This is a genomic window from Nitrospira sp. SG-bin1, assembly GCA_002083365.1.
In the GTDB taxonomy this organism is placed as follows: Bacteria; Nitrospirota; Nitrospiria; order Nitrospirales; family Nitrospiraceae; genus Nitrospira_D.
On sequence record LVWS01000018.1, the window covers coordinates 1 to 13,634 of the forward strand.

The 13,634-nt window shown below is 56.9% G+C and carries 9 protein-coding genes and 2 pseudogenes; all 11 read right to left on the reverse strand.

Annotated features, from left to right (window positions below; genetic code table 11):
• Positions 1-243 precede the first annotated feature (243 nt).
• Positions 244-3,402, reverse strand: a pseudogene (locus tag A4E19_00885) (RND transporter).
• Positions 3,403-3,503: 101 nt separating this feature from the next.
• Positions 3,504-4,640, reverse strand: a pseudogene (locus tag A4E19_00890) (efflux transporter periplasmic adaptor subunit).
• 146 nt (positions 4,641-4,786) lie between these two features.
• Positions 4,787-5,125 (reverse strand): hypothetical protein, encoded by a 339-nt coding sequence (locus A4E19_00895; GenBank protein OQW35365.1) that lies wholly within the window; start codon positions 5,123-5,125, stop codon positions 4,787-4,789.
• Between the two features lie 469 nt (positions 5,126-5,594).
• A complete protein-coding gene (locus tag A4E19_00900; GenBank protein ID OQW35366.1) occupies positions 5,595-6,119 on the reverse strand; it encodes a hypothetical protein in 525 nt (174 codons plus the stop codon).
• 328 nt (positions 6,120-6,447) lie between these two features.
• Entirely contained in the window at positions 6,448-7,989 is a 1,542-nt protein-coding gene (locus tag A4E19_00905) for a hypothetical protein (GenBank protein ID OQW35367.1), read from the reverse strand.
• A 170-nt stretch (positions 7,990-8,159) separates the two neighbouring features.
• Positions 8,160-8,348, reverse strand: coding sequence for a hypothetical protein (locus A4E19_00910; protein OQW35368.1), 189 nt, complete (start codon positions 8,346-8,348; stop codon positions 8,160-8,162).
• Between the two features lie 122 nt (positions 8,349-8,470).
• Entirely contained in the window at positions 8,471-9,007 is a 537-nt protein-coding gene (locus A4E19_00915) for a hypothetical protein (GenBank protein ID OQW35369.1), read from the reverse strand.
• A gap of 51 nt (positions 9,008-9,058) precedes the next feature.
• Positions 9,059-9,442, reverse strand: a complete 384-nt coding sequence (locus A4E19_00920) for a hypothetical protein (GenBank protein ID OQW35370.1) — start codon at positions 9,440-9,442, stop codon at positions 9,059-9,061.
• A gap of 60 nt (positions 9,443-9,502) precedes the next feature.
• Entirely contained in the window at positions 9,503-10,222 is a 720-nt protein-coding gene (locus A4E19_00925) for a hypothetical protein (protein ID OQW35371.1), read from the reverse strand.
• A gap of 45 nt (positions 10,223-10,267) precedes the next feature.
• The gene (locus tag A4E19_00930; GenBank protein OQW35372.1) at positions 10,268-11,254 is read right to left on the reverse strand and encodes a hypothetical protein; all 987 of its coding nucleotides are present in this window, start codon (positions 11,252-11,254) and stop codon (positions 10,268-10,270) included.
• A 296-nt stretch (positions 11,255-11,550) separates the two neighbouring features.
• Entirely contained in the window at positions 11,551-13,614 is a 2,064-nt protein-coding gene (locus tag A4E19_00935) for a Fis family transcriptional regulator (protein ID OQW35373.1), read from the reverse strand.
• Between the last annotated feature and the right edge of the window lie 20 nt (positions 13,615-13,634).

Sequence of the window (13,634 nt, forward strand, 5' to 3'; positions counted from 1 at the left end):
AGGGCAGATCGGCCGGCCCCTCCGCCATCCGGAACCGAGCCTCGGTGTCCGTCGGCGGCCGGGCATAGTCCGGCCCCACCGCACAGGCGGCCAGGGCGGCGGCAAGTACCAGGACAGATATGCTGCGGCAAGTCGAAGCAAACATGATCAATGCTCTCCGTCCACCAATGTCCCGGCGTACTCTTGGCGAGCCCGTTCAGGCGGCCCCTCCGGTAAGTCGCTCCGTTGTTTCACCGGCGCCCATCGCTCACTGATCCTCCGTATTGTGACGAAGAACAGCGGGACAAAAAAGATCGCAAGAAACGTCGCCGTCAGCATCCCCCCCAAGACCCCGGTTCCGATGGATTGACGGCTGGCCGCTCCCGCTCCGCTGGCGATCGCCAACGGCAAGACGCCGCCTATGAAGGCCATGGAGGTCATGATGATCGCTCGGAATCGCAACCGCGCCGCTTCCTTTGCCGCCTGCTGGAGCGGCATGCCGTCGCTTCGTCGATGATTGGCGAATTCGACGATCAAGATGGCATTTTTGGCCGCCAACCCGATCAGCGTGACTAAGCCGATCTGGAAATACACGTCGTTCGTCATTCCTCTCAACCACACGGCGGACATGGCGCCGAACACGCCGAACGGCACCGCGAGAATGACGGCGAGCGGCACGGTCCAACTCTCGAACTGCGCCGCCAGTACCAGAAAAACCATCAACAGGCCGAATCCGAACGCCAATCCCGACTGTCCGCCGACTTTCGCCTCTTGATATGAAATGCCGCTCCATTCGAGGGTGTAGCCCTTGGGAAGCAACACCTCTTGCGCCGTACGTTCCAGCGCCTCCAGCGCCTGACCGGAACTGTAGCCGGGAGCCGCGGCTCCCAGCACCCAGGCGGTGTTGAACCCATTGAAGTGGGTTACCGGGTCGGGACCGCTCGTGAATTCGGTCTCGACCACCGTATCGAGCGGAATCATCATTCCCCCGAGACCGGTGCCGCCGATACCGGGCGTGGCGCTTCTGCCGCCGAGCGCCGTGGCGGCCGGGCTCAGCGATCGCACATACACGTTCCCGATGTCGTCCGGGCTCGCGCGAAACTCGGCTTCGGCCTCCGTTTGAACGCGATAAACCCGACCGAATTTGAGAAAGTCGTTGATATAGAAATTGCCGAAGTAGGCCTGCATCGTATCGAAGATTTCCGAAATCGGGACCCCCAGCGCCTTCGCCCTTTCGCGATTCACGCGGGCGAACAATCGCGGCGCCGTGACGCGGAAATTGGAGCCGATCCCGGCGATGGCGGGATTCTCCTTGGCTTTCGCCACGAATTCCTGGGTGGCGGCGGCCAATTTCCGGAAATCTCCGCCGCTCGGATCCTGCACCTGCAGCGAAAATCCGCCCGTCGCGCCGATCCCGCGAATCGGCGGGGCGTTGAAGGCGAGAACCAAAGCCTCCGGAATTTTTGCAAACTCTCCGTAGGCCGCCCCGACCAAAGCCTGAACATGTTCACCCGGCTTGCGCTCGTCCCAATGGTGCAACGGAACGAACATGGTGGCGGAGTTAGGCCCTCGCGTATTGAAGACGAAGTTCATGCCGGACATCGCATCGGTCGAGTGGACGGCCGGGACCGAGAGAAAATACCGTTCGATCTTCTGAAGGACTTCATCGGTCCTTTGCTTGGACGCGCCGTCGGGCAGCTGCACGATGGTGATGAAATACCCTTGGTCCTCGTCCGGCAAGAAGGCGGGAGGAATCATGCGAAAGAGCCCCAAGGCCGCGACCACGATCACCGCAAACACCGAGAAGGACACGGCCCGCCATTTGATGACGACATCCACGGCTCTGGAATAGCGCTCCCTGGTCCAGTCGAAAAATTTGTTGAACCACGCGAAAAACCCCGTCTCGTGATGTTCGCCGCCCGGCTTCAGCACCAAGGCCGACAACGCGGGGCTGAGCGTCAAAGCCACCAGTCCCGAGATCGTCACCGCCATGGCGATCGTGATGGCGAATTGTTTATAGAGCTCGCCGATGATTCCGCCGAGAAACGCGACCGGCACGAAGACCGACACCAAGACGAGAACGATCGCGATCACCGGACGGGTGACTTCCGCCATGGCCTTTCTCGCGGCTTCCCGTGGCGACACGAATTCTTCCCTCATGTGCCGCTCGACATTCTCGACGACGACGATGGCATCGTCGACCACGATGCCGATGGCCAACACCATGCCGAAGAGCGTGAGCGTATTGATGGAAAATCCCAAGGCTTCCATACCGGCGAACGTGCCGATGAGTGAAACCGGGACGGCGGTGGCGGGAATCAAGGTGGCCCGCCAACTCTGCAGGAACAGATACACGACGAGGATGACGAGGGTCATCGCCTCGGCGAGCGTCTTGAGCACTTCCTTGATCGACACCTCGATGAACTTGGTCGTGTCGTAAGGAATGTCGTACATCAGCCCCGGCGGAAAGGCCTTGGCAAGTTCGCTCATTTCAGCGCGAATGTGCTGGGCCGTCTCGAGCGCGTTGGCGCCGGGAGCCAGAAAGGTGATGAGGAAGACGTTCGGCTTCCCGTTCCATCGACCCTGCATCACGTACGATTGGGCACCCAATTCGACCCGCGCGACGTCCTTTAGACGCACCAGCGATCCGTCCGGCATGGCCCGAACGATCAGATTTTCGAAGTCACTTACTTCCGTCAATCGTCCCTGCGTCATGATGGGGATCGTCAATTCCGTTCCCATGGGAGCCGGCTCGCGACCCACTTGCCCGGCAGGGAAATCGCGGTTTTGTTCCCGAACGATACCGGCGATGTCGGTGGGCGTCACACCCAGCTGGGCCATCCGCACGGGATTCAAGATCAATCGCATCGAGTAATTTTGTTGTCCGAAGACGACGGCCTGTCCGACGCCACGGATCCGCTTGAGATTGTCCAAGACGCGCAGCAAGGCATAATTCGAGATAAAGACCGAATCCTGAGTCGGATCGGTCGAACTCATCGCCACGACCACCAGGAGATCGGGAGAAAATTTCAAGACGCTGATCCCCTGCCGCACCACTTCGGGGGGCAATTGCGGCTCGGCCAGCTTCACGCGATTTTGGGTCTGCACCTGCGCGATATCCACGTTGGTCCCGATCTCGAACGTCAGCCTGATGCTGATATGGCCGTCGTTCGTGCTCGTGGAATCGTAGTACAGGAGGTTGTCGATGCCGGGTAACTGGACTTCGATCGTTCGCGCCACTGAATCCGCCGCAACTTCAGCGCTGGCGCCGGGATAGTCGGCCTCGATCTGGACGACGGGCGGGCTGATGTCAGGGAACTGGGCGATCGGCAAGGTAGTGAGCGCCGCGAGTCCGATGACGACGATGACGATGGAGATGACCGAGGCAAAGATCGGCCGCTCGATGAAGAAACGTGAGCTCACTGTTGGTCCTTCGGGGCTTCGGGCGTTCGGTCTCCGGCGGGGTCGGCCACGTCGTTTGGGGTTCCGTTGTTCTGCTCAAGATTGTCCGGGGATACGGCGACGGGAATCGGGTGAACGGGCGCACCTGGCCGTATGGTATGAAAGCCGCTGACGATCACCCGCTCCCCGGACCGCACACCCGACTCAATGATCCATTGCTGCTCTTGCCAACTACTCGCCTTGACCGGTCGAATTTCCACCTTATCGTCTTCACCCACGATAAATACAATGGGACCCTGCGGCCCCTGTTGGACCGCTCGCTGCGGCACCAACAGGGCATGGTCTTTCACCGTTCCCTTGAAACGTACCCTCACAAATTGCCCCGGCAGCAGCACTCCGTCGGGATTGGGGACGACGAATCGAGCCCGCCTCGATCCTGTTTCGGTCCGCAGGCCGACATCGGTGAAATCAAGGACGCCCTCATGTGGATAGATGCTGCCGTCGGCAAGGATGACCATGCCTTTCAACTGAGTGAGGCCGGGATGTTGAAGCCCCACTGCGATGGCATCTTGACGTCGCTTGAGCAGAAACGTCTCCGGGACATTGACCACCACATACATCGGATGAATACGATGGATGATGGTCAGCAAATCGGTTTGAGCCGAAACCAACCGTCCCTCGTAATACCGGCTTCGCTCGATGAGGCCGGTGATTGGAGCGACGATGGTGGTGTTATCAAAATCGAACTTGGCCTTGATGAAATCGGCCTGAGCCCTTTGCACCGCGGCCTTGGCCGCAAGGTCTTCGGCGATGGCGTCATCCACGTCCTTTTGGCTGACGGCCTGTTCTGCAAGCAACGGCTTCACACGAGCCAGATCCTGCTTGGCCTGAACCAAGCGCGCTTCCGCTTCCGCGATCCTGGCCTGCGCGCTTTTGTAAGCCGCTTCAAACGGCACCGGATCGATCTGATAAAGCTTGGCGCCCTTTTTCACCTCTCGTCCTTCCGAAAACAACACCGCTTTCAGGAGACCGGTGACTTGCGAGCGGATTTCAACCGGACGAGACGCTTCCGCTTGTCCGATGAATTCCGGTTCATCCGGCACGGTGCGGGCGACCGCCGTCACGACTTCCACCTGCGGGGTCGGAGGCGGTGAAGGAGCCGACCCTACGTCATCTTTGCATCCAAGCACCGCGGCGATCGCGGCTGATGTCATCAATAGAGCGAAGGATCTGAAGAGATATATGCCCATAAAACTCATGCGTCTAATCCTAACTTCATCGCCGTTTCCATGGCCAGGCAAAATGCGGCATTGTATCCAGACACATGAGACGGCGGCAAGTCCGAGACAGGCGGCATCTCTTGGCCATTTCATTACGACCGTGGGATGGGCCCACATCGCACGTTTCACCTTGCGTTGCTCTCGAAGCCGATCAGTCCTGTTTGCCCCCTCGTTGATGAATTGAACTTCTCGCCTTTAGTGATCTCTTCGACGAGACACCTTGTCAAACAGCCGGATGCCCGAAGCTCCGCTCCTTGCCCCCATAGGCGCGCCAAGAGCGACTTGCCCTCCGCATCGACGAATGTCACACCGACCAAGTCGATCACCGTGAACTGTCGGCCATCCCGAGACATCTGCTGGCAATACGCATCAAGTTCTTTCACCCAAGGGCCGGCCAATCGTCCCTCCAGGAGGAGCAAAAGTGAGTTTGGTGATGCCCCCCGCTGCGGAGTGATCTTCAACACGTTACAACCTTGTCACTTTACGGTTCGAGTTGGATTACTCTCAATCTGCGATCGGCGGTTCTGTAAAATAACCGGATCGACGACTTCTCCGCATTGCACACAGCGTCTTGCCAGACAATCGACAGGGGCTGCCCCGACAGTCGAATCAAAAGATCCTTCCACGATCATAAGTCCCCTGCATCTGGAGCACCGTATGGGATCGGCTTGGTTTTCTCGGTCTGTAATAAGTTGTTTCGCCAATAACCCCACCGCCGCCATGATCGACCTCCCTCGTTTAAGGGTACATTCATTGAAGTGGCAACATATAGGCCAGTATCAGCTTGAATAGCCGGCACTATCCAAACAGTGGAAATGATAGGGGTGATACTTCGATGGACAAGGTGCCAGGGCTCACGGATTGTAGGGCGATCTGCCGATCCCGCGGCACGCTGCCGAGCGATCGGCTCGTGCCACGGGATCATGGAACACTTTAAGGCAAGGTGTAGGTTAAATTTGGCCAGACCGCATACCCAATCGCTTGACCGTTTTTCCCTTCCTGCAGTTCAAAGATGATACTTGTTTGGAAAGGAGTGGTTCCTGACATCCCAGTGAATCCACCAGACCCACCGGTAAACGTGAACTGGCCCTCACACTCTTTTAAATTTCCAGCGCACTTCCAGTGGCCATATCCGACGTCTTTGCCTTCATGCGCCACGATCGTGCAGAGGCCTTCCATCGCCTGATAATCTTTGGTTCTGTTGAGGTTCACACGGACCGGACAAGTCAGTTTGGATGAATGGACGATCATCTTGCCTCCGTCTTTATGACGGGAGATCAGCACTCCTTTCACCATTCCATTGACGACCTGTTCTCCATGTGTCAGCTCCAAGAACTCGCCGGTTCCGCTCCAACTGGAACTGGAATCTCCTGCCTCAACGGTCTTGGCATCAGCCACTGAACCTCCCAATTTTCCTATGCATAGAGCGATCCCGATCACACAAACCCCGTACTTCATAGCTCTCATGTTGGCTCCTTCCTTTGGATAGCGATGCTTTAAGGACAGCGTGCTAGTCTGGCAACTCCGGTGAACGGCTCCCGGCGCTTACCCGGTCATTCGTTACAGGTACCTTCAGTGGATTCAATGCGCCGATACGTGTATCGGGCGGGCCGACCTTAACCTGATCCGCTATACAATCCATACTAGGATTTATCCTAGGTAATGCAGGTTACAAGCGATACAGTGGCCTTCTCAGCGATGATCGGAGAAGACGGCCATAGTTACGGGACGGATTCAGCGATCGGAGGATATAGGCATGCGAACCGCTCGAGCGGCAAGGGAGCGATTATTCACGAGGACGGGTGATGCCGAATTTTTGCATCTTCGATTGAAGGGTGGTTCGCTTGATTCGTAAGCGGGCCGCCGCGCCTCCCGGCCCGCCGACCACCCATCTGGATTCTTGGAGAGCATGCAGGATCTGCTCGCGTTCGGCTTCCTCCAGCGACGTCATGGAAGAGACCGTCGCGTGGTTCTCTGTCCGCAACTCACTGACGGGCACCTGTAAATCCGTTCCTTGCGAAAGAATGACGGACCGTTCGACCAGATTTTCCAGCTCACGAATGTTGCCGGGCCATGCATAGCGGGAGAGCACCTCCAGCGTCCGGGTAGGAACGGTTTGGATGTTCTTTTTCATGCGAAGGGCATAATGCTGGGTGAAGTACCGAACTAAGACAGGAATATCTTCGCGGCGTTCGCGCAGCGGAGGCAACGTGATGGGAAAGACATTCAACCGATAGTACAAGTCGCTCCGAAACTCTTTATTCTCCGCCAATGCCTTGAGATCCCTGTTGGTGGCGGCGATCAAGCGCACGTTGACTCGCATGGTCTTGGTGCCACCAAGCCGCTCAAACTCCTGTTCCTGCAGGACGCGAAGCAGCTTGGATTGCAGCTCCAACGGAATCTCTCCCACTTCGTCGAGAAAGATCGTGCCTTTATCAGCCAGCTCGAATCGTCCCGCCTTCTGCGAAATGGCTCCCGTAAACGCGCCTCGTTCGTGTCCGAACAGCTCGCTTTCCAGCAGCCCTGTCGGAATGGCGGCACAGTTCAGTTTGACGAACGTGCGCTCGCCTCGCCCGCTCAGCCGATGAATGGCCCGAGCGATGAGTTCCTTGCCGGTGCCTGTTTCTCCTTGGATCAACACGGTCGAATCCGTCGGAGCCACGACTTCCACTTGTTTGAGTACCTGCTTGAGGGCATGGCTGTCGCCGAGGATATCGTCAAACCCGTGCTCGGCTCGGAGCTCTTCCTCGAGATAGAGCTTCTCTTTCGCAAGCTTGTCCTTGAGCTCGGCAATCTGATGGAAGGCCAATGCGTTCTCCACCGCAACCGCCACTTGCTGCGCCACCTGTTGAAGAAATTCTATGTCTTTGTCGCTATAGGCTTCTTTCTGCAAACTCAAGAACCCCATGGCGCCCAACCGCCCTCGTGCTGTGGTTAACGGGACGAAACAGAATGATTCCGTCCCATCTTCCTTCATGTGGCCGATGACCATGGGCCATCGCTGCTCGTCGGCCAAATTTGGCACGAGGAGAGGCTGTTGTCCTTGCCAAACCAATCCCGCAGGGCAGTCGTCAACCGCCACTTCATGGCCGCCCACAAGATCGGCCGGCACATTGGCTTGAATGGTGTGCAACCGCATCACCTTCTTCATGGGGTCATGCAGGGAAAGGTCAACATAGTTGACCTGGACGACCCGAGGCAGGCGCTGCGCAAGCTCCAGGACGAGCGCGTCGAGATCTCGATGAGCGGAGATAGCCTGCGCGACTTCCAGCAGGGCTTGATACCGCTCTGCCAGCGTTTCACAAGGAGAGATGGGCGATCGGTCCATAACTTTTACAAGTATGAACCATCGCCCCAGGACTGCTCAAGAGGTTGACACTGTCAGGGCATCAGATGATGAGCACCGCTTCTTTGTTCGGGATCAGTTGCGACCGCCAACTGTTCCCAAGCAAGCACATCAAGCGGCCAACCACAGCCGAGCGCCCTTCACCATTGAAACTAACTGATTGCAGCACGTTTTGAATAGCGCCAATCCGAGTCAAACAAGTTCAGTTTGGCTGTCAGGAAGTCGGGATAGCGGGTCCGTCCACCTTGGAGCTGTTCGACCCAAGAATCCACCAGCCTCTCTTCAAGGGCGCATGAAGGAACGGCCTGTCTTATCGCTCGGCGTTCGGTCATCTTCAGCACCTTCTGCCCCTCTCTTTGCTGTGGGCTCTATCAACACTTATGCCTCTGCTGTCACGGAAGACAGCCACAGCTCGTCTCGGCTACTTCGTTGCCAATCATCCCGTGCTCAAAGTAAGGCCGCCTCAGGGCAATGCAACCGTGAGGTTTGGCCAGTACGCGTACCCGACGGCCCGAGCATTACTTGCTTCCAGCTTCTCGAAGACAATCCGGCTAAAAAACGGAGTTGCTCCTGAGATTCCGCTGAATCCACCGGCCCCGCCTGTAAACGTAAACTCGCCTTCACATTCCATAGGCCCTCCCGAGCATTTCCATTCGGCATAGCCCACGTCTTTCCCCTCATGGGCGAGAATCGTGCAGAGTCCGAAGTAGACTCTGTGGTCATTTGTTTTATTGAGGGTGACGCGAATCGGACATTCGACCTGGGCCGTATGAACAATCCCACCGACCGCGCCGTTCGAATGGCGGACAACCATCACCCCTTTCACGATGGCGTTGATGACCTGCCCCCCATCCGGGAGATCATGGACCTCTCCGCTGCCTATCCAACTCGTACTCGCGTACCCAGCTTCAAGAGTCTTTGCCGAGGCAAACGAACCATCGCTTCCAACCAGACTAACAACCAAACCCACCACAACGATGAAGTAATAAATGATCCTCATAACGGCTCCTTTCAGTTTGACTGATTTGTTCAACCACACACTTCGGATGAGCTATACGACAATGTCCGTCCCCCACGGGTTATCCACCAAGAAGAGCCACAACCCATCGGACTGACGCCGCAAGATGCTGGAGGATCGGCCACCGAGTTGCACAGCAGCTCCCGTTGGATCGACTCCCTGTATGCTCCACCTGGCGCAATACTGCGCCACATCGCCTGCCTGCACGATCTGCTGTGCTTCAATAGTCAATGTCGGCTTCAACGCCATGAAACCTGCCAAGGCTTGGCGTATCCCTGCAGTCCCACTGACGACGACGCCTGGCCTCATGACGAATGACGCACCAGGCTCAAACAATGTCAGAGCTGTTTCCAAATCCTGCTCATTCATAGCCGTAACAAGCTGTGTAATGAGATCTATCGGATCGCACGTTTTCATCGCTGCTCCTTTCATACGGCCCACTGTCACTTTCATCTCTCGAACGGACTCGCCCTGAACTTACTGACGGCGGCGAAGGATCGCATAGAAGGCCGGCACCTTCACAACGTCGCCTGTTGGGAGACTGTGAACGGTACGGATGTGACTCGGTCCTGTCTTGAGAAGCGTAAAGCGATCTGCCGGGAACAATGATGCCAAATCGTCTTCATGCAACATGCCCGGCGTGATCTGGTGTTGAAATACCCGTGCCAGGCCTGGGGGCGGTCCATACTGTTCAATCAGTTGAGCAAAGAACGGCTCAGCGGCTGAGGATAGTTCGACCAGATACAACGCTCCTTTTTCCCCGATCAACCGCTTGATGCTCTGCACAGCTGTCGGCTGGTCATGGGGTGACAGTTGATGCAGCACGGCCCGCAGATAAACGTTGGCGTCGCCGATCTCCTCGTGAAGGACCTGGGCATCGTCAGGATTGAGTACATCGAGCAACCGATAGGAGATGTTCGCAGCCGCATTAGTTTTCCCAGCCAGTTCGACTGCCGCTGGGGCGATCTCTGTCCCAATCACTCGCGCAAAGTGACTTCCCAGGAAGCGCGTTTGCGTGCCGTTCCCACATCCGATATCGATCAACGGCAGGTGTGGATCAACGTGACTCTGAAACAAATCCAAATCTTGTTGAGCGGCATACACAGGGTCGGCATCCCAAAATATTTCGCCCGGTGCGCCACTCACCGAACTCCAATAACTTTCCCAAGATGTCAGATAACGGTTCGCGGTCGTCATGACCTTCTCCTTTCCTAGAGATGTGGCATCAAGCTGCCATACTTTTTATGCGAGGGCCGCAGTTGCTCGCTGATCCTTCGGTCGAAAAGCTTCTATCGGTAGAATGTTGTATCGCCTGCGGAGTTCCTCAATCTGCTCATTCATCACAGGCCAATAGTCCCAGCCGTCATTCAGGTCCAGGTTCATCGCAGCCCCTCGGCGGATGGCGATCATGGCCTTCAACGGATCAAACATGCCCGTCCGTGCCTTGGCGATGGGCGTCATGCGGATGCCCACGTGAAATTGCAGCAGGACGAAGAACACGAACATCCACGGCTCGCGGCGCTGGAAACCGGCGCTGAAACAGGCGACCTGGACTTCTTCTTCCGGAGTCGTCCCATAGCCGGACAAGACATGGGCGCAGTCATGAAAGAGGATCTGTTCTGGTGCGCCACCCTCTTGACCGGGAAGCGCAAAACTGTTTGCATGCCAATATTCCCAAAGGGAACGACCCAAGGAACCAGGCGGATAATGTTCCAACCCCTGGTAGCGAGCTGCTAATTCCTTGTTTTCATACCGTCCCATCATCCCCCGAACAAACTTGTAGAGCCCTCTGAGGCCCTCCTTGTTCCAGGCCTCGATCGCCTTTTGCCGCAACCAGAACCGGCGCACCAGATCAAGGCGAAGCTGGAGAATTTCTCCCTTCAGGACATGCCGCAGGTTCTTCACCTCAGGGGCATCAACCTCCAGCGCTTGTGCAAATTGTTCAACAAGATCTGTTTCTTTTGGGCCGGCCTTTCCATCGATAAGCGTCATGATGACGAGTCCTTGTACGAGCTGCCTCCTGAGCTGCGGATCGGGAAACGACCGGGCTAGGTCAGTCGGCGTGATGAGAGCAAGGTGCTCCAGATCATGTGTCGTGCCGAAAATCCGTTGGATGGATTCCAGCATGCGACGCTCGGACGCATCGAGCACCCCATCTGCCATCGCGACCGTCTTCATGGCACGCAATCCCCAATACGCTTGTTCCGCATTCGGTATCTTGAGTTCCATACTCTCCTCCTTAGCTGTTCTCTTGGCCTAACGAGATGGTATTGATCAAACCGTTGGCTCTATGCGGCTTGCTCCGCCTCAACGCCGACACCACTAGGCGGTGAACCCTAGTAACTCGTCGTTGTCCATGCCATTAAGCACGGACCATTCCAACCCAGCGGCTCAGTCACGATTCAATACAAATAGTGGAAAGAACGAGCGAAGAGGACTTATTGTGCGTGTGAATGCGCTGCAGAATTAGGATCGGTGCCGATGAAAAGGGTGCTGAGATATCGGTAGGTGCCGAAATATCGGTATCAGGGCCGGCGAGAGATTCCGAGCTTGACCATTCTCGATTGCAACGTGGACCGTTTCATGCCGAGCAGCGTAGCGGCTCCGGAGGGGCCAGCTATGACCCAATTGGTTTTTTCAAGTGCGCGCAAGATGTGGTCGCGCTCGGCCGCTTGGAGGGTTGTTACAGATTGATCCGCATGGCCTCGCGCGGTTTTCAATTCACCGAGAGGAACACGCAAGTCGGTCCCTTGAGACAGAATAACGGCCCGCTCGATTAAGTTTTCCAGCTCACGAATGTTGCCAGGCCAGTCGTAGCGGGATAAGGCCGTGATGGTCTCGGTGGGAATCATGTCGATACTCTTATCCATGCGCCGAGCCAACTGTTGGACGAAATACCGAACCAGAAGAGGAATGTCTTGGCGGCGGTCCCGCAGCGCCGGTACGGTGAGCGGAAACACATTCAACCGATAATACAGGTCGCTCCGAAAGAGTTTGTTCTCCACCATGTCTGCGAGGTCCCGATTCGTGGCCGCGAGGAGCCGCACACTCACCTTGATGGTTCTGGTGCTGCCCAGCCGCTCGAACTCCTGTTCTTGGAGAACCCGCAGCAGCTTCGACTGTAATTCAAGGGGAATGTCCCCTACTTCATCGAGGAAGAGCGTGCCTCCATCCGCCAGCTCGAACCGTCCGACTTTGGTGGCAATCGCCCCGGTAAAAGCCCCCCGCTCGTGGCCGAACAACTCACTCTCGAGCAATCCCGTGGGAATCGCCGCGCAGTTCAGTTTGACAAAGGTCCGGTCACGGCGCTTGCTTCGGTCATGGATGGCGCGGGCGAGCAGTTCTTTCCCCGTACCCGTCTCACCAAGGATCAGCACTGTGGAGTCCGTGGGCGCCACGATGCCCACTTGTTTCAGTACTTGCTTGATCGCCGGACTCTCCCCGATAATCTCCTCGAAGTTCAATTCGCTCCGGATTTCGTCTTCAAGATAGAGCTTTTCTTTGTTGAGTTTGTCTTTCAGGGTTGCGATTTCCTGATACGCCAGGACGTTCTCGACCGCGATGGCGATTTGCTTGGCGCACTGGCTGAGCAGCATAGCATCCGCTTCACCGAACGCATTTTCGTGCACACTCACGACACTCAGTGCCCCAACGGTACGGTTGTGTGTGATCAAGGGAACCGCACAGCCCGATCTCACGCCATTTTCGACCGCGTGCAGGACCCAGGGGGAAGAAAATCGCGTCAAATCCACAACGGGACCAACCAACACGGGTTGCCGTGAGGCGATGGCCTGCCCTTCGGGGGTATCGTGCGACGAAATGAGCACCCCCTCCTCAAAGGGAACTGTGCCGAACATATGCAAATCCAGGGCGTGAAGGCGAAGCTGATCGCCCCCGGGCTCGTGAAGTGTCAACAGCGCGGCATCGTGGGGGATGATGCGACGTAGACTGAGAGAGATTGCTTTGAGGAGGTCGCGAAGACTGAGGTGCGACACGACGGCATTGTTGATTTCCAGCATCAAGCGCTCACGCTCATACTGCCGCCGTATTTCCTGCTCAGACTGATGCGCACGTGTAAAGTTCAGCGTGTTTTCAACCGCGACAGCGACTTGTTTGGCGACCTGCTGCAGAAAATCGATCTCCGCTTGTCCGTAGTGATGATCTTCCAGACTTCCGACACCCATCGCACCCAGACGCTCACGCGCCGAAGTCAGAGGGACGATGCACAATGACCGGATACCCGCCTGGCGGATCATCGGCATCACCTTGGGGAATCGAGTCTCTTGCTCAAGATTGATGCAGACAAGAGGCTGCTGATGCTGCCACACCCAACCGCCCGGAACGTCTTCGACGGGAAATTCGAGACCGGGCGACACAGGCAAGGGCCGCGGGTCTTCCAGCACATGCAGGCGCATGACATTCTTACTCGGGTTATGCAGGGCCAGCACGATGGATGAGAACTTGAGCACGCGAGGAAGTCGCTGGGCGAGAGCACGGAACAATTCGGTCAGATCGTGGTGCGCCGCAATGGATTCGGATACTTCCAGGAGGGCGCGGTACTGCTCAGCCAGGGGATCGACCACAGACATCGAATCTCTCCCCAGAGCGA